Below are 17,173 nucleotides of genomic sequence, written 5' to 3' on the forward strand. Positions count from 1 at the left end.
TCTTTACATATTACGGTCTAACAAGGCTTGCTCCCGCACACGTTTTAATCCGTCTTTTATTGTTTTTGCTCTCACTTCACCAATTCCTTCTACGTCATCTAATTCAACGATCGTAGCATTATAAATACAATGTAACGTCTTAAAGTGAGATACTACATTTTCCACAATGGACATTGGCAAACGAGGAATTCGCCTTAATACTCGAAACCCATGCGGCACCACAGGAACATCCAAGATATTCGGCGTAGCTCCATAGCCTAAAATACGGCAAATGGTATACGGCTCTAAACTTTCTTCTGGCAGTGCTGCCAATTGCTCTCGTACTTCTTGCTCTTGGCATCCATTAAAACAATAATCTTTAAGCAATAACTCCATATCATCCTGCTCTGCCATCAATTCTTCTAATTGCATGCTCACCAGACGACCTTCACTACCCAATTCAATAACATGGCGCTCGATTTCCATAGCGATACGACTCACCTGTTCTACTCGAATAATAATTTCGGCAACATCTAATAATGTTACAAAATCTTCAAACTCTAAAGCGCTTAAATTTGTCAAACTTCGAACCAGCACTTTACAATATTTCTCTAATGTTTGCAGTGCTTGATTAGCACGGCTTAAACTTACTGTAATGTCTTTTAGGGTATACCGTAAATCACCAAGATACATGGTAATTAAATTCCGTCTTTGTGATATAGCAATCACCAAACCTCCGGTTTGCCTAGCAACTCTTTCAGCAGTACGGTGTCTTGTACCGGTTTCTGTCGTAGGAATTCTTGAGTCTGGCACCAATTGGGCATTGGCATATATAATATGCTTTAGGTCAGAAGATAAAATTAAAGCTCCATCCATTTTTCCCAATTCATAAAAACCAGCAGGAGTATACTCACAATTTAGTGAAAATCCACCATCAACTACGTCCAATAGAGGCTGATTATTGCCTACCAATACCAAGACCCCCATCTTGGCCCTTAAAATATTCTCCAAGCCTTCTCGCAGCGGCGTGCCAGGAACTAATTTTTTAATTGTTTTTACAAATTTCGCATCCCATAATTTATCTTGTCGCTTTTTCGTCATAGAAACACCGCCTCCATTGCTTCAATTACATTACTAACTCCAACTATTTTCAATCCTGGCTGTCGTATTTTGAGTCCTGTTAAATTACCTGCTGGGATCACAAATCGTTTAAATCCCATGGTAGCTGCTTCACTAATTCGCACGTCTACTCTTGACACCATCCTCACTTCACCTGTGAGACCAACCTCTCCCATAACCACCGTATGAGCATCCAACGATATGTTACGAAAGCTGGATGCAACTGCAAGAATGACTGCCAAATCAGCAGCAGGTTCCGTTACTTTAATGCCACCAACAGCATTCACATACGCATCCTGATTGCTCAGCATCAATCCGACCCTCTTCTCTAACACTGCCATTAAAAGAATCAATCGATTATAATCAAAGCCAACTGCCATACGCCTAGGCATGCCAAAGCAAGTGGTGCTGACCAACGCTTGGATCTCAATCAGTAAGGGTCTAACACCTTCCATACAAGCTAATACGACAGATCCTGGAGCACTTTCTGGCCTTTCGGATAGCAATAGCCCTGAAGGGTTTTTGACTTCTATAAGGCCATCTTCCTCCATGGAAAAAATTCCACTCTCATGGGTTGAGCCAAAACGATTTTTAATCGCACGAAGTACACGGAAAGCGTAGGTTTTCTCTCCCTCAAAATACAATACAACATCTACCATATGTTCGAGAATACGGGGACCAGCAATATTTCCTTCCTTTGTTACATGACCAATAATAGCAATCGGAATACCACTTTCTTTTGCCAAGCGTAATAGTTTTCCTGTAGACTCTCTCACTTGCCCTACGCTTCCTGGAGCTGATGGAATCTCTGGGCTATACATCGTTTGAATCGAGTCAATAATCAACAATGCAGGGTTTAAGTGATTGGCAGATAGTGCGATTTCATCTAAATTTGTTTCTGTCATAATCAATAACTTATTACTTAATTTATTCAAACGCTCGGCCCGCATTTTTGTTTGAGCAGCTGATTCTTCGCCAGAAACATATAAGACACTGCCATAGGTCTGACTAACACTGCAAGCCACTTGCAGCAGCATTGTTGATTTTCCAATACCAGGATCACCGCCAATCAGTATAAGAGCCCCTGGCACAATTCCCCCGCCTAGTACACGATCAAATTCTCCTACCCCTGTTGAAAGTCTAGGCACCACAAAATTGTCCACTTCCGTAATTGGACGTGGTTTAGCACCATTGCCGGCGTTATTACTCTTCTTCCCATTTTGCCTGCTAAACGTTTCCTCTACCATACTATTCCACGACTCACAGCCTGGACAACGTCCTAACCACTTCGGTGAATCCGCACCGCACTCTTGACAGACAAAATGAATCTTAGCTTTAGACAATTATGCTTACCCCTTCCAATTTCCAACAATATCAAATATAAAACACAATAAGAGCATTTTATAACATGCACTATATCGTTGCTATTATAAAATGCTCTTCGTGCTATTTCTTCTATTTTCCTGCAATAACTTACAAGATCTGTTATTTTTTCATCAATTTTACTTTTCCATCAGCATCAACATCAATTAAAACTGTGTCGCCTTTGGTCACTTGATGACGAAGCATTAATTCTGCAATTTCATCTTCAACTAATTTTTGAATAGCCCTTCTTAGAGGTCTTGCACCATATGCGTAGTCTCGTCCCTCTTTTACTAATTCCGCCTTAGCCTTATCACTGCATTCTAAATAAAGTGTATTGTCCTCTAGACGCTTACCCACATCCTTTAACATAATATCCACAATACTAGTAAGCTCGCTATCACTCAGGCTGCTAAATACAATCATTTCATCCACTCGATTGATAAACTCAGGACGAAAGGTGCGTTTTACTTCCTCCATCACCCTGATCTTGGCATTTTCAGCTTCATTATTCATTTTATCATCCGCTAAGAACCCCAACATAGTGTTATCTCTACGCAAATGCTTTGCCCCTACGTTAGAAGTCATAATAATGACCGTATTCTTAAAATCTACCTTACGACCCTGGCTGTCAGTTAATCTGCCATCTTCTAAAACCTGCAATAAAATATTAAAAACATCATAATGAGCTTTTTCAATTTCATCTAATAAAATAACTGAATAAGGTTTACGTCTAACAGCATCTGTTAACTGCCCGCCCTCATCATATCCAACATAACCGGGAGGAGCTCCGATTAAGCGAGAAACAGTATGTTTTTCCATATACTCTGACATATCTAATCGAATCATAGAACTTTCATCATTAAACAAAGTAGCAGCTAAAGCCTTTGCTAACTCTGTTTTACCAACACCTGTTGGTCCTAAAAATATGAAAGAACCAATAGGACGCTTTGGATCTTTAAGACCTGCCCTAGCGCGACGTACTGCTCTAGCCACAGACTTAACTGCATCCTCCTGACCAATCACTCTTTTATGAAGTTCCTCTTCCAAATTCAGCAGTCTTACCGCTTCTTCTTGGGCCAGTTTTTCAACGGGGATACCTGTCCAAACAGCTACTATATGAGCAATCTCTTCACCTGTAACTACAAGCTGTTCATTTCCCTGCTGCTTCCATTCCTTTTGCTTACTTTCCAGTTCATTTTTTAATCTTTTTTCTTCATCTCTAAGGTGCGCAGCTTGCTCATACTCTTGTGCCGCGATAGCAGCCTCTTTTTCTGTCTGCAATTGTTTTAATGTCTTTTCCAACTCTTTCACATTAGAAGGAGATGAAAACGTTTTAAGACGTACACGGGCTGCTGCCTCATCCATAAGATCAATTGCCTTATCCGGTAAGAATCGATCGGATATGTAGCGATGAGACAAAGTAACTGCCGCCTCAATTGCTTCATCTGTAATACTGATTCGATGAAAGGCTTCGTATTTATCTCGAACTCCTTGCAAAATAGTAATAGCATCTTCTACAGATGGCTCACTTACCGTTATTGGCTGAAAACGCCGTTCCAGTGCAGCATCTTTTTCAATGTATTTTTTATATTCATTAAGCGTCGTTGCGCCAATCACTTGTATTTCGCCCCGAGCTAAAGCAGGTTTTAAAATATTTGCGGCGTCAATCGCTCCTTCTGCAGCGCCTGCTCCAATTAGAGTATGCAACTCGTCAATGAACAAAATAACATTACCATCCTGACGAACTTCTTCTAAAACCTTTTTCAAGCGTTCTTCAAAATCACCACGATATTTCGATCCAGCTACTAACGATGCCATATTCAAAGAAATAATTCTCTTTACACCAAGTATATCAGGAACATTATTCTGCACAATACGCTGCGCCAGCCCTTCCGCAATCGCAGTCTTACCAACACCAGGCTCACCAATGAGTACAGGATTATTTTTTGTACGACGACTGAGAATTTGCAGTACACGTTCAATTTCAGTTCCTCGACCAATCACAGGATCAATCTTGCCTTCACGTGCTAACTTATTGAGATCACGACCAAATTCTTCTAACGTAGGCGTATTGGAGCTTACTTGTTTTCCTCCCTGCTGCTGCTGCTGCGCGCCTTGCCCAGATGCAGAGAAGCCGCTTAATAACTCTGATACTTTCTGACTTAATACTTGTACATCTACATCAAGCCCGTCTAATAGTTGAGCTGCTACACCTTCTCCTTCCTGAAGGAGGCCTAATAATAAATGTTCTGTGCCAACATAGTTATGCCCTAAATCAGCAGCGACATTAATTGCCAGTTCAATGCACCGCTTCGCACGAGGAGTATAGGAAATTTGAGAATTCGCAGCTTCGCCTCGCCCAACTAATTTTTCCACCTCCATCCGGACAGTTTCAATGCTAATATTTACTGACAGCAGTCCCTTGGCTGCTATTCCCTCACTTTCATGCAATAGACCTAATAATAAATGTTCTGTACCTATATAGTCATGTCCTAATCCGATAGCCTCTTGATGAGCAAAATGCAGTGCTTTTTGTGCTCTTTCAGTAAATCGTCCTAACATCTAAATTCCCCTCCTAGTTATTTGCTAATTTCTCTCGAATAATCTGCGCTCTTAATTTTTTACGTTCATTACCGCTTAATTCGGAGCAATCACTCATTTTTTGCAAGAAATTTGGTCTTGTAATTACCATAAGCTCATTAAAATTACAGCCAGAGCCTTCATTAATAATTCCTAACTCATATCCCATTCGTACATCACTCAATAAAGCCAATGCTTCCTGACCCGAGATGCTACGAGCGTACTTTAAAGTTCCATAAGCGCGCCATACGCGATCAACCAACATATCCGTAGTATCAGCATACAAACCGCCGCGGGCTGTACGCTCATGATCTACTACCTGCTTTACTACACTGTATAAATTATCAATGATCTCTTGTTCTGTAAAACCTAAAGTCAATTGATTGGAAATCTGAAAAATATTGCCAACAGCCTCTGTACCTTCGCCATACAGTCCTCTTACCGTTAAACCAAGCTGAATTACAGCATTCACAATACGATTGATTTGTCCAGTTAAAACCAATGCAGGTAGATGTACCATAACTGAAGCCCTGAGACCTGTACCTAAATTAGTAGGACAAGAAGTCAAATATCCAAGTTCTTCATTAAAAGCAAGAGCATGTTTATTTTCAATTATGTCATCTACCTGATTGGCACTTGTAAAAGCTTTCACTAAATTGAGTCCAGGCATTAAACATTGTATTCGCAAATGATCCTCTTCATTAACCATAATGCTTACCGTTGTATCTTGCTTTACAAGAATTGCTCTATTGCTTGCTTCTCGTGCATGATCAGGACTAATAATATGCTTTTCAACTAATACTAATCTTTCTAACAATGGCAGCTTCTCTAAATCAACAAACATGTAATCCGACTGCTCGTTATTATTTAAATCGCATAAAGAACTCTTTAACTGAGACACCACTTGAGACAGCTGCTCTCCGTTGGCCCTTTGAGGAAAGGGTATACCTTCCAAGTTACGTGCCAAACGAATGCGGCTGGCAAGTACAATATCACCATCCTGCGCACCACTACTCATCCAATGCACAAATGGCTGATCAAGCAAATTTTCCATTGACATTTGCTATTCCCCCTTGCCGCTTAACCCAATTTCTTTTTCTAAATTTTTAATTTCATCTCGCAATAGCACGGCCTTCTCATACTCTTCATTGATAACATATTGTTCCAACTGCTGACGTATCTTCTTAATTTGCTGCTTAATTTTAAGGGTACCGCCGTTACGCTTAGGTATTTTCCCCGTATGAGAGCTAGAGCCATGAATACGTTTTAACAAAGGCTCAAATTGCCCACCAAAAACAGTATAGCAAGCACTGCAGCCAACTTTTCCTTTGCGATTAAAATCCGTATATGTCATGCCACACTCAGAGCAGCTTTCCTGCCCCCTTAGCATCTGAGGATCAACAAAAAGCCCATGATTGAAAATACCTTTCAAAAAATCGTGGACATAAGACTGTGTGTCAAAGGATAAACTAATTTCACCTGCGGCCTTTGCACATTCAGCACACAAGTTTTTTTCCGTCTTTTGATTATTAACGATTTTGATTATATGCATACAAGCTGTACGGCTCTTACATTCATCACACAACATCATACAATCCTCCTCATGTTAACTCAGATAATTTTAATAGCAAAGAACGTAACATTGCAGATCGTTCTTCAGGTGCTATATGTTCATAAATAATGTCAAAGAAATGTAGCATCAAAGCGGCCTCTCGTCCAGTTAGCATCCCCTGAGCAGTAAGACTTTTTACAATATTTACAGCCTCAGAAAACATCGTATCCTCGACAACTTGTTCTGCTGCATCTTCATAAATCAACGTATGGACAGGAATGCGTTCTATACGTATAAATCCACCTGAGCCACGCCTTGACTCTACAATAAACCCTCTTTCTATCGTAAAGCGAGTACTTAATACATAACTAATCTGAGACGGGGCACACTCAATCTCTTCAGCCATTTCATTACGTTTTAATACAACAATATCCTCACACTGATTCGCTAGTTTATGAAGAATCAGCTTTTCAATATCGTCTGCCAAATTGCCCATAGTCTCACCTACCTGCTTTAATCATTATTTGACCTTTACTTTATTCTATTTGACTATTTGACTTTTTGCAACTATTTTTTATTTATAATTCATAGTTTTTTTTAAATAATAATAATACGCCCTGCACTGCAATCATACTTAATCTTTCTTCTTTATAGTATTGCGCTAAAAAAGACTGATCTATGCCACCATATAAGAAAAACCTTGGTACATCAATAAAATGAATTGGACAATTCGAACCCTATGCATTCTTTGCTGCAGTACCAACGGCATTTTGTCTTTGCAAATCACAATTACTTATATTTATTCACCTGCAAAACTTATCATTCTACTAAAAAAGAGAGAGCGATATTTTGCCCTCTCTTACTCTAGAATAGTTATTCTTATTTTTTATTTTCCTGTATTTTCTTTGCAAATTCCAATCCAAATTGAAAGCATGCATCCTGCTCATCTTTGCTCGCTAACCATTTTACTGCTAACCCCGGATTTTCAACAGCTATACCCGCACGTTTCAAGGACTCTTCCATCGCTTTTATTGCGCCTCCTGCCCAGCCATGAGCACTAAAAGCAGCACCTATTTTATTTGCAGGCTTTAGTCCTTCTATATAAGTTAAGAATCCTCCCATAGTCGCTAAAACCGTATTATGCTGAGTAGAGGATCCAAGAATGACTCCTCCTGCTTCAAGTACATCATTAATAATATCGCTCATTGCTGATGTTTTTAGGCGATGAAGTTTTCCTTTGGCTCCCGAAGCAGCAACACCTTCCAATATGCGCCGAGCCATGTCTTCTGTGGCACCCCACATCGTATCGTATATAATGACTACGGTGTCGTCATGATATCCGCTGCCCCATTGTTCATATTTCTTTAAAATGTCTCCAATATGGGAACGCCAAATCACCCCATGGCTAGGAGCGATCATTTTTATGTTTACCGTTTCTGCTTTTGTTAAAGCCGTACCAACTAAGCGGCTATAAGGCATTAAGATATTTGCATAATATTTAGCAGCTTCTTGCATAATATCATGAATCTCATTTTCATCATCAAATCGTTTAGTAGTAGAAATATGTTGGCCAAAAGCATCATTTGAAAACAAGATTTCTTCACCAGTTAAGTAGGTTGCCATAGAATCTGGCCAATGCAGCATTGGCATGGTAATAAATTTCAGCTGTTTTTCACCAAGATCTAAAGAATCTCCTTCTTTTACAACTTGAAAATCATATTCTTTATTATAGTGCTTGACAATTGAATCTTTCCCTTGGCTTGTTAATACGACTTTAGCCTGAGGCGCCTTTTCCATAATGATCGGTAAAGCACTGGCATGATCAGGCTCAGTGTGATTGCAAACAATATAATCGATCTTTGCAGGATCAACAATCTGACTGATACGCTCTAATAATTCTGGAGCAAAAGGTGCTTTTACTGTGTCAATTAAACAAATTTTTTCGTCAACAATTAAATAGGCATTATAGGTAATACCTCTTGGTGTACCATATCCATGAAAATCCCGCATGGTCCAGTCAACTGCACCTACAGAATAGATTCCCTTTGCGATTTCAATATTATTCATCATACTACTTTCTCTTCCTCCTAGATCTCCCAACTTAATCTTTTATTATAATACATTAGGGGTTTTTGCTAATGCTGACACAACTAACCGAGCTTCCTCAATAATATGCTCAATGATAACCTTCGCTGGTTCAATCTTCGTCAATGGCAGTAAACTCTGCCCAGCTTGTACCATACCATTTTCTACATCTCCGTCAATCGCAGCCAGACGATTGGTTCCCGTTGCCAAAGCAGCAAGTTCCGCTTCTGGCGTATGTTGGCGCTCCAGTTCTAAGAAGCGGTCTGTAAACTTATTTTTTACCCCGCGAACGGCATGTCCAGAAAGCAAACCTGTCACAACACTATCAGTGTCACTAGCGGAAATTAACTTTTGTTTTACATTGGCATGAACAGCACATTCTTCTGCTACTAAAAATCGAGTACCCATTTGAATTCCTGATGCTCCCATAGAAAGTGCTGCAACTAAACCTCGCCCGTCAGCAAAGCCGCCGGCTGCAATCACGGGAATATCTATCTCTGGAATGACTTGTGTCATTAAAGCCATAGTCGTCAATACACCAATATGACCTCCGGCTTCCATTCCTTCGATTACAATCGCATCGGCACCTTTTTCCTGTACTCGTTTTGCCAGTTTCACATTCGGTACTACTGGTATTTTCTTTATACCTGCTTGGTCAAGTTGAGCAAAGAACGGAATTGGATTCCCAGCACCAAGAGTAACAAAAGCTACTTTTTCTTGGCAGACCACATTCATTATTTCTTCCTTATCTGCAGCCATAAGCTGAACATTTACACCAAAAGGCTTTTTGGTCAAGGTTTTTGCTAAACGTATTTGTTCACCAACCCATTGAGCATTACGTCCCCCTGCAGCAATGATACCAGCCCCACCAGCTTCTGATACGGCTGCTGCCAGCTTTCCATCTGATACCCATGCCATACCACCTTGTATAATTGGATACTTTATATTTAGCATTGTTGTTAATTTTGTACTCATCATTTATCCACCCCTTTTACTAATGTATTGTCTTTTGAAAATTCACTATTGAAAATAGATTTTCCTGCAAAAAAATGTTGTTATTTTATTTAAAACCAATATGCAGTATTTTCTGTCTTTTTATCGCAAAATATTCTTTACAATCTTATGTATTCAATTTATAATGAAAAGCTACAATATATATAATAAAGGCGTTATTATGAATATTTGAAACCAAAATATATATTTAATTATTATTAACAGTGCATACGCCTAAATCACCACTTAAATTTAAAGGAGCAGTCAAATATGATTATGGGAATTATAAGCAGGCACCTCACCATTGATATGTACGGATGCAGTTTTGAAGGTCTTACTACCATGGAAATTCTTAAGCAAGCAATTCTGACAGCCATTGCTGAATCGAATATGACCCTACTTGAATTCACCGAACACCAATTTCAACCCCAAGGTTTAACAGGTCTCGCAGCTCTGGCATTACTAGCAGAAGGTCATATGAGTATACATACATTTCCCGATAAAGGTTATGCCGCCATCGATTTATTCAACTATAGTGATGCAAGCCAACCTGACAATGCCTCTAAAGTTTTAAAGAAATTCTTGAAACCAGAAAAAATTAAAATTACAAATATTAAACGTGGAGACTTTGGCTCGATCAGTGACATGAAACCAAAAATTAGAGTAACCAGCACCCCTATACGCCGTGTACGAGATACAAGTGCTAAGGTGTTCAAATTTTTATCCCGCTCCAAATAATGGACCAGACGTAAGAAAACCACTAGACGATTCATTTAATGAATGCGCTAGCGGTTTTTTTATTTATAGCAGACTCTATATCCCTTTTACTCTTCTCCAAATTTGCTCTTAATCATATCTTCAAGAGCCTTACTGCATTCTTTTTCATCCTCGCCTTCAGTAGTAATCGTAATCTGAGTATTTTGTTTTAAGCCCATACTCATAACTGCCAAAATGCTCTTTCCATCTGCAACTTTATTATTGGCAGCGATTTTGACTTTGCTTTTAAAGGCAGCTGCCTTCTGCACAAACTGAGCTGCTGGCCTAGCATGCAAACCACTAGTATTTGTAATTGTCACCTGTATTTCAATCATAGTTATCCCTCACATATAAAAAATATTATTTTATTCTTAGGAGGCAATGGTTAACCCCCGCCATAAACAATAGAAACCGAGAAGATTTGAACCACAAAGGTACAAAGCACGATTAGACACTCATCTTTGCGTGTCATGATTAGCGTTCATTGCGCCTTTGTGGTTGCAAACTCATACTCTAAAACAATCTTTTTAGCACTTATTCAAAGTGCGTGCACCTTCTGCTGTTGCAACAACTGCAGCTAAATTACTCCCTAACGATGCTTCTACTACAGCACTAATGGCTCCTTCTAAAATTGGAGCATCGGCAATTTGAACCTTAGAACGCAATTCTTCATCCAAGAACTCAAAAGCAGTTTCTGTACTCAAAACGGCACTGCCTAAATCTACCATAATTGCGACACCATCACCTGTATCAGCGGAGACAATCGCCTCACTCACTCGAAATGCATCTGTCCCAATACCACCATCTGCCATTCCCCCAGCTGCAATTATTTTTTGTTCCGGGGCTGACATTTGCAACGCCATTTCTCGTATTCCTTCTGCAACTTTTTGGCTATGTGAAACAATAACAACTCCAACCATGCGCTTGAGACCTCCTATTTACTAACGACGAAGATATTCTACCAATGCCTTTAACATAATATATGATGATGTTGCACCAGGATCTTGATGTCCACGACTTCTCTCTCCGAGATAACTTGCTCTCCCTTTGGTGGCGATGATCGTTTTAGTAAATTCCACTCCCTGCTGCGCTGCCTCATATGCCAATTCCAAACATGCAGTTACTGTTTTTCCTGTATTGGCACCATCCTGAAATGCTTCATAAGCAGGCACTAAAGCATCAAGCATAGTTTTTTCGCCTGTCGTTGCTTTTCCTCTTTCCTTAATACCAGCAATTGCCGCTTCTAACATTAAACCAATGGTCTGCGTATCAAGCTCCGTTTTACCCTGACTTGGAGCAGCAGCCCGTAAGAAAGCAGTGCCATACAATGGTCCTGCCGCCCCACCTACACTCGATATCAGGGTCATCCCTACTATTTTAAGAACCTTTCCTATATCACTTTCCATTTCCATTCCTTGCAGTTTTGCCTTTACTGCCTCAAAACCTCGTGCCATATTAATTCCATGGTCTCCATCGCCAATCGCAGCGTCTAAATCTGTTAACTTTTGTCTGTTGCCAATGATCATTTCACCCACAGCAGATATTACTTCGTATAAATTTCCACTCATATAGCCAAATCCCCCTTTAAAACTGTACCAAAGCTGGTGTATCTGCAGGAGCTAATAATAACTCTTTTAACTCACTATCAAGTTTTAAAATACTAATAGAAAATCCCGCCATTTCTAGTGATGTCATATAATTCCCGATATACGTTTTAGCAATGTGCAAACCCTTCTCTTTTAAGAGCGCTGCTACTTTTCGATTTACAATGTAAAGCTCCATTAATGGTGTAGCCCCCAGTCCATTAACCAGTACTGCAACTTCTTCTCCTGCAGCCAAGGGCATATCAGCTAAAATCTTATCCACTAAATGATCTGTAATTTCATCTGCCGAACGCAGAACTTCTCGATGGGTACCCGGTTCACCATGAATCCCCATACCAATTTCGATTTCATTATCTTCCAAGACAAAGCTAGGCTTACCAGCTGCCGGTACTGTGCAAGAATCAAGTGCCATTCCCATTGATCTCACATTATGGATGACTTTATCAGCAACTCTTTTTACTTCTTCTAGTTCCGCACCTGTTTCTGCTTTTGCTCCGGCAATTTTATGTACCAACACAGTGCCCGCAATACCTCGTCTGCCAATGGTCCAAGTACTGTTCTCCACAGCTACATCATCATTTACAATAACTTTATCCACCGTAATACCATCAGCACTTGCCATCTCAATTGCCATTTCAAAGTTCATAACGTCACCGCTATAATTTTTTATGATCAATAGTACGCCCTTGCCATTATCTACTGCCTTTACAGCTTCGTATACCTGATCTGGAGTTGGAGAAGTAAACACAGCACCTGCTACGGCACCATCAAGCATTCCACGGCCAACAAAACCAGCATGAGAAGGTTCATGACCACTGCCGCCGCCGCTTACCAGAGCTACTTTAGCAGCTTCTGGTTTATTAGCTCTTACTAAGACTTCAAATCCATCCACTCTTTTTACATATTGTGGATGCGCCGACACCATACCTTGCAACATTTCCTCTACTACCTGTTCTGGCACATTAATAACTTTTTTCATGTCATTTCTCTCCTTCGTTATTATATTCCATTCGTGACAGGGTTCCCGATGATTTGGCAATATGCATAATACACATACATATGCTTTACATAGTACATTACAAGCAATAATCATGCCAAAGGAAATTTGGCAAGATAAAAGCAGGTAACAATCTAGTAGATGGCCTTAAACTCCTATACATATAGAAGCGTCTATCTACAACAAAGGCAAGTGATCGTAAAAATACTACCACTTGGTAAAAAATATCAACTTTCATTACTTTATTGATATTTTTTTACTAAGTATATTCTTTTTTACCAGCTTATTGTTTTTTCTATTCCATATTTTTTAGCTTTGGCTGCTATTGTTTTATGTGTAAGCCCTAAAGCTTTGCCAGCCCTATTATAGCTATTATAAGTACCTAAGGCTAACTTGATAATTTTCTTTTCATATTCTTCCCAAGGCAAAATAATTTCATTACTGACTATGCTACTTCCTTCTTTATCTTTTGTTATTAATTTTTCTTTGAGGTATGTAGGTAAATGCTCAATACCAATAAAATCAGCTTCTGTTAATGTTACAAGTCGTTCGATCATATTTTCTAGTTCACGAACATTTCCTGGCCATTTATACTGCAACAGTATATCCAGAGCATCATTTTTTATACCTTTTGCTTTCCTTGCTAATTCAACACTGACTTTATTTAAAAAATGTTCTACTAATATTGGAATGTCCTCCTTGCGCTCTCTTAAGGGTGGTAACAACAAGGGAATTACATTTAAACGATAATATAAGTCTTCACGAAACTCTCCATTTAATACCATTCTCTCTAAATCCTGATTCGTAGCGGCAATAATTCGTACATTTACTTTTATTGTACTTTCTCCGCCAACTCTTTCAAATTCTTTTTTTTGTAATACACGCAGTAATTTGACCTGCATACTTTTTTCCATCTCACCAATCTCATCCAGAAAAATGGTACCATGATCAGCTAACTCAAATTTTCCTAACTTTCTACGAATGGCACCTGTAAATGCTCCCTTTTCATGACCAAAAAGCTCACTTTCCAATAAATTAGCAGGAATTGCACCGCAATTAACCCGAATAAAAGGCCCAGCTCCCTGTCTGCTGGCATAATGAATTCCTTCTGCCACTAATTCCTTACCAGTACCGCTTTCACCGCGAATTAATACGTTTGAAGAGCCTTCTGCCGCTTTTGCTGCCATTGCTAATACATCAAACACTTTACCACTGCGCCCAATAAAGTGTTCAAAAACCCGATTGGGTTTCTTAGTACGCCATAATTCTTGTTCTAAGTACTCAGCTTTTGCTGAAATATGATTCAAGTTTTCCATTAGCCCCTGTACCTCTGTAATGTCCTTTACCACAGATACCACTCCTGTTACTTCATCATCTACGATAATTGGGTTGACATTAGCCACTACTGCCACTCCATTTCTCTTCTTACTAATAGTCCCCAATACTTGTTTACCAGATGAAAGTACACTACAACGTGCCCCATTAGGAGATATTTCCTGTATATTCTGACCTACCAGCTGTGCATACTGTTGATTAAGAATACGCAAATACGCTGGGTTTACATAGGTAATACAGCCTTCTTTATTTACTACACAAATTCCGTCTTGTACAGATTCTAGTATTAATTGAAGCTGTCCTTTTAACTCTTTAACCTCTTGTAATTCTCCTGTAATTTTCTCTAATGCAGAAATATCTTCAAAAATAGCAACTGCACCTTTAATTTGTCCATCAATAATAATAGGTGTTCGATTCGTAATCGTACTTGAAGAGCCTATAACCTGCCGATAAGCAAGCTCAGGAATTCCTGTTTTATTCACAAAATGCAACCTGGAATTTGGAATTACATCATATACTTTTTTTCCAATCACACCATTAGCGGGAATACCTAATATCTCCTCTGCTGCTGGATTAAAGATTGTCACTATATCATGCTCATCGCTTACCATTAAACCATTAGCCATACTATTAAAAATTTGCTCAGCCGTAAAGGCATTATCCTGAAGCAACTTATCAACTTCGCTGATAATCTGAGCATTATCCAATTGAAAATCACTCTCTAGAAAGCCCACCATCTGGTTAACTACATATTCAGCGTGCTTCCCATGACCTACAACCCAGACTTCATCACCTGCTTTTATCTTTAAAGAACAAAGTAAAATTAAGCTATTTGATGCTATATTTTCTTGCTCTTTATATCTAAAAAATAGAGTCGTTTGATAGGTCATGCTCAATGCATGGGATTTTTGTACTACCATTGCTGCCACCCGTGTGTGTAGCCCTTTCTGATGCTGGATTACCGCTCTTTTTTCATAATGCAAATTTTCACCCTCTTTACACATGGTCTTAATCTATTTATGTTATATATAACATATTATTTATAAAGATGGCAATTTTTACTTGACAAATTCTCTATAATGGATAATAATAATTAATAGATAATAAATAATAATATTTTTTATGGAGGTATCTTAAATGAAAACAGAAAAAAACTTAGGTGATGGATTTGCTGGAGAATCTCAAGCAAATATAAAGTACTTAGCATTTGCTAAAAAGGCAGAAGCCGATGGTTTCCCACAGGCAGCTAAATTATTCCGTGCAACTGCTGAAGCAGAAATCATTCATGCCCATGCTCATTTGAAAGCCCTAGGTAAAATCAAAACAACCGCTGATAATTTACAGGCTGCTATTGATGGTGAAACCTATGAGTTTAGCGAAATGTATCCTCAATTCATTAAAGAAGCAAAAGAGGAAGAAAATACGGCAGCAGCGATACGTTCCTTTACATTAGCAAATGAAGCTGAAAAAGTACATGCTGTTTTGTACAAGAAAGCTCTCGATACTTTAGATAATCAAGAATCCTTCCCTTACTATCTCTGTACTGTTTGCGGTCACATCCATGAAGGCAGCGCTCCAGATTCCTGTCCAATTTGTGGTGCAAAAGCACAAGCCTACAAAAAATTCGATTAAATATATTTTTCACTATACATAGAAAGACCACTTCATTTCTGAGGTGGTCTTTTCTGCTTATATTTTATAACCATTCACCACAATTTTAACTTCTCCTGTCTGGGGATTAAATATTAATCCATGTACAGGCACATCATTGGGGATTAAAGGATTTTTACAAATCTTTTGCACTACCTCTTCTACATTGTCAATCGGATGATGAAAGTGATCTAGCCAGTCCTCTAACTCTTTTTCTACCATTTTAAGTGCATCAGGAGAAATACCACGATCTAGCATCTTACGAACTAATTCTTTTGATGATGCATGTGCGATCCCACAATCCATATGCCCAATCACAAAAATCTCTTTTACTCCCAATTCAAAGATACTTACCACCAAGCTGCGAATCGTAGCTTCAAAAGGTCCTGTCACAGAGTTGCCTGCATTTTTAATTACCTTTGCTTCTCCTCTTCTAATCCCTAAAGCGGGCTCTAAGAAATCAACTAAACGAGTATCCATGCAAGTAAAAATTGCTAATTCACGTTTTGGAATCTTACTTGACCAAGGACAATAATCAACATAGTCATTAGGTAATTTCTTTATAAAGTTATCATTTGCCTTTAACATTTCTTCTAAAATGCTCATATAGCTCTCCCTTAAAGATATCTATATCTTTACTATTGTTAATAACTTTATGATTTTTAAAAAACTATGTATTAATATATTATTTTTTTTATAAATAATAGCAAATTTATTTTTAAAAAATCGTTTTTTTCTAAATTATATTTGATAATACACAGAATAATCCCCAATTGTTTATAATTGCATATAACTCTCTTTTACACTTTTAGTGTATCCACAAGTCAAGAAGAGCATTCTTCTAGCAATCCGTTTTATTTTAATCTACATTAACGAAAAAATAACAATCTCACTTAAGAACAATATGACAAAAAGCACTCATAAAAATGAGTGCTTTTTATTTAACCAGCAACTACCTATCCTCCCAGGCCGTTTCCAACCAAGTACTTTCGGCGTATAAGGGCTTAACTACTGTGTTCGGTATGGGAACAGGTGGAACCCCTTAGCTATCGTCACTGGATTTAAAGTTTTTAGAAGTACATATAAATATGTTCCTTCAAAACTTCACAGAAGAAAGACTGCATGTTAGTCGCTAACAGCCAAGCTGCTAACTTGTTT

At 38.7% G+C, this 17,173-nt stretch carries 16 protein-coding genes and 1 rRNA gene; 2 read left to right on the forward strand and 15 right to left on the reverse strand.

Going from position 1 to position 17,173, the window contains the following annotated elements:
- Nucleotides 1-3: 3 nt before the first annotated feature.
- From disA to BMZ99_RS21425, 8 genes are all read right to left on the reverse strand, one after another.
- Nucleotides 4-1,080, reverse strand: coding sequence for a DNA integrity scanning diadenylate cyclase DisA (gene disA, locus BMZ99_RS21390; RefSeq protein WP_090942651.1), 1,077 nt, complete (start codon nucleotides 1,078-1,080; stop codon nucleotides 4-6).
- Nucleotides 1,077-2,441, reverse strand: coding sequence for a DNA repair protein RadA (radA, locus tag BMZ99_RS21395; protein WP_090942654.1), 1,365 nt, complete (start codon nucleotides 2,439-2,441; stop codon nucleotides 1,077-1,079). Before radA ends, disA begins: the two co-directional genes overlap by 4 nt.
- 142 nt (nucleotides 2,442-2,583) lie before the next feature.
- Nucleotides 2,584-5,025 carry an ATP-dependent Clp protease ATP-binding subunit gene (locus BMZ99_RS21400; protein ID WP_090942656.1) on the reverse strand — a complete coding sequence of 814 codons (2,442 nt, stop codon included), beginning with the start codon at nucleotides 5,023-5,025 and terminating at the stop codon, nucleotides 2,584-2,586.
- A 13-nt stretch (nucleotides 5,026-5,038) separates the two neighbouring features.
- Entirely contained in the window at nucleotides 5,039-6,103 is a 1,065-nt protein-coding gene (locus tag BMZ99_RS21405; RefSeq protein WP_090942659.1) for a protein arginine kinase, read from the reverse strand.
- Nucleotides 6,104-6,106: 3 nt separating this feature from the next.
- Entirely contained in the window at nucleotides 6,107-6,631 is a 525-nt protein-coding gene (locus BMZ99_RS21410) for a UvrB/UvrC motif-containing protein (protein WP_090942661.1), read from the reverse strand.
- A gap of 13 nt (nucleotides 6,632-6,644) precedes the next feature.
- Complete coding sequence (locus tag BMZ99_RS21415; protein WP_090942663.1) at nucleotides 6,645-7,091, reverse strand: CtsR family transcriptional regulator; 447 nt, start codon at nucleotides 7,089-7,091, stop codon at nucleotides 6,645-6,647.
- Nucleotides 7,092-7,474: 383 nt separating this feature from the next.
- Nucleotides 7,475-8,665 carry an FprA family A-type flavoprotein gene (locus tag BMZ99_RS21420; protein WP_090942666.1) on the reverse strand — a complete coding sequence of 397 codons (1,191 nt, stop codon included), beginning with the start codon at nucleotides 8,663-8,665 and terminating at the stop codon, nucleotides 7,475-7,477.
- Between the two features lie 42 nt (nucleotides 8,666-8,707).
- A complete protein-coding gene (locus BMZ99_RS21425; RefSeq protein ID WP_090942668.1) occupies nucleotides 8,708-9,655 on the reverse strand; it encodes a nitronate monooxygenase in 948 nt (315 codons plus the stop codon).
- A 288-nt stretch (nucleotides 9,656-9,943) separates the two neighbouring features.
- Here BMZ99_RS21425 and speD point away from each other — a divergent pair, with 288 nt between their 5' ends.
- Complete coding sequence (gene speD / locus BMZ99_RS21430) at nucleotides 9,944-10,411, forward strand: adenosylmethionine decarboxylase (protein ID WP_090942670.1); 468 nt, start codon at nucleotides 9,944-9,946, stop codon at nucleotides 10,409-10,411.
- An 86-nt stretch (nucleotides 10,412-10,497) separates the two neighbouring features.
- Here the strand turns inward: speD and BMZ99_RS21435 are convergent, their stop codons facing one another.
- The 5 genes from BMZ99_RS21435 to BMZ99_RS21455 form a co-directional block, all read right to left on the reverse strand.
- A complete protein-coding gene (locus BMZ99_RS21435; protein ID WP_090942673.1) occupies nucleotides 10,498-10,764 on the reverse strand; it encodes an HPr family phosphocarrier protein in 267 nt (88 codons plus the stop codon).
- A gap of 192 nt (nucleotides 10,765-10,956) precedes the next feature.
- Nucleotides 10,957-11,349 (reverse strand): dihydroxyacetone kinase phosphoryl donor subunit DhaM, encoded by a 393-nt coding sequence (gene dhaM, locus BMZ99_RS21440; RefSeq protein WP_090942676.1) that lies wholly within the window; start codon nucleotides 11,347-11,349, stop codon nucleotides 10,957-10,959.
- Nucleotides 11,350-11,370: 21 nt separating this feature from the next.
- Nucleotides 11,371-11,997 carry a dihydroxyacetone kinase subunit DhaL gene (dhaL, locus tag BMZ99_RS21445; protein ID WP_090942678.1) on the reverse strand — a complete coding sequence of 209 codons (627 nt, stop codon included), beginning with the start codon at nucleotides 11,995-11,997 and terminating at the stop codon, nucleotides 11,371-11,373.
- A 16-nt stretch (nucleotides 11,998-12,013) separates the two neighbouring features.
- On the reverse strand, nucleotides 12,014-13,012 hold the full coding sequence (gene dhaK / locus BMZ99_RS21450) for a dihydroxyacetone kinase subunit DhaK (RefSeq protein WP_090942681.1): 999 nt from the start codon (nucleotides 13,010-13,012) through the stop codon (nucleotides 12,014-12,016).
- A gap of 293 nt (nucleotides 13,013-13,305) precedes the next feature.
- Nucleotides 13,306-15,369, reverse strand: coding sequence for a sigma 54-interacting transcriptional regulator (locus BMZ99_RS21455; RefSeq protein ID WP_090942683.1), 2,064 nt, complete (start codon nucleotides 15,367-15,369; stop codon nucleotides 13,306-13,308).
- Nucleotides 15,370-15,502: 133 nt separating this feature from the next.
- On the opposite strand from BMZ99_RS21455, the gene BMZ99_RS21460 reads away from it, so the two are divergent.
- A complete protein-coding gene (locus BMZ99_RS21460) occupies nucleotides 15,503-15,997 on the forward strand; it encodes a rubrerythrin family protein (RefSeq protein WP_090942686.1) in 495 nt (164 codons plus the stop codon).
- Nucleotides 15,998-16,054: 57 nt separating this feature from the next.
- On the opposite strand, the gene BMZ99_RS21465 is transcribed toward BMZ99_RS21460, so the two are convergent.
- Nucleotides 16,055-16,621, reverse strand: coding sequence for a beta-class carbonic anhydrase (locus tag BMZ99_RS21465; protein WP_090942689.1), 567 nt, complete (start codon nucleotides 16,619-16,621; stop codon nucleotides 16,055-16,057).
- Nucleotides 16,622-16,958: 337 nt separating this feature from the next.
- Nucleotides 16,959-17,075 (reverse strand): 5S ribosomal RNA (gene rrf, locus BMZ99_RS21470).
- Between the last annotated feature and the right edge of the window lie 98 nt (nucleotides 17,076-17,173).

The sequence above is a fragment of the Pelosinus propionicus DSM 13327 genome, from assembly GCF_900114615.1.
GTDB classification, from domain to species: domain Bacteria; phylum Bacillota; class Negativicutes; order DSM-13327; family DSM-13327; genus Pelosinus; species Pelosinus propionicus.

What these genes read in the sequence shown, in the direction of transcription:
- BMZ99_RS21410 (WP_090942661.1), bottom strand. Translation starts at nt 6,631, where the DNA reads ATGTTGTGTGATGAATGTAAGAGCCGTACAGCTTGTATGCATATAATC.
- dhaM (WP_090942676.1), bottom strand. Translation starts at nt 11,349, where the DNA reads ATGGTTGGAGTTGTTATTGTTTCACATAGCCAAAAAGTTGCAGAAGGA.
- BMZ99_RS21420 (WP_090942666.1), bottom strand. Translation starts at nt 8,665, where the DNA reads ATGATGAATAATATTGAAATCGCAAAGGGAATCTATTCTGTAGGTGCA.
- dhaL (WP_090942678.1), bottom strand. Translation starts at nt 11,997, where the DNA reads ATGAGTGGAAATTTATACGAAGTAATATCTGCTGTGGGTGAAATGATC.
- BMZ99_RS21455 (WP_090942683.1), bottom strand. Translation starts at nt 15,369, where the DNA reads ATGTGTAAAGAGGGTGAAAATTTGCATTATGAAAAAAGAGCGGTAATC.
- BMZ99_RS21435 (WP_090942673.1), bottom strand. Translation starts at nt 10,764, where the DNA reads ATGATTGAAATACAGGTGACAATTACAAATACTAGTGGTTTGCATGCT.
- BMZ99_RS21400 (WP_090942656.1), bottom strand. Translation starts at nt 5,025, where the DNA reads ATGTTAGGACGATTTACTGAAAGAGCACAAAAAGCACTGCATTTTGCT.
- BMZ99_RS21460 (WP_090942686.1), top strand. Translation starts at nt 15,503, where the DNA reads ATGAAAACAGAAAAAAACTTAGGTGATGGATTTGCTGGAGAATCTCAA.
- BMZ99_RS21415 (WP_090942663.1), bottom strand. Translation starts at nt 7,091, where the DNA reads ATGGGCAATTTGGCAGACGATATTGAAAAGCTGATTCTTCATAAACTA.
- BMZ99_RS21425 (WP_090942668.1), bottom strand. Translation starts at nt 9,655, where the DNA reads ATGAGTACAAAATTAACAACAATGCTAAATATAAAGTATCCAATTATA.
- speD (WP_090942670.1), top strand. Translation starts at nt 9,944, where the DNA reads ATGATTATGGGAATTATAAGCAGGCACCTCACCATTGATATGTACGGA.
- BMZ99_RS21465 (WP_090942689.1), bottom strand. Translation starts at nt 16,621, where the DNA reads ATGAGCATTTTAGAAGAAATGTTAAAGGCAAATGATAACTTTATAAAG.
- disA (WP_090942651.1), bottom strand. Translation starts at nt 1,080, where the DNA reads ATGACGAAAAAGCGACAAGATAAATTATGGGATGCGAAATTTGTAAAA.
- BMZ99_RS21405 (WP_090942659.1), bottom strand. Translation starts at nt 6,103, where the DNA reads ATGTCAATGGAAAATTTGCTTGATCAGCCATTTGTGCATTGGATGAGT.
- dhaK (WP_090942681.1), bottom strand. Translation starts at nt 13,012, where the DNA reads ATGAAAAAAGTTATTAATGTGCCAGAACAGGTAGTAGAGGAAATGTTG.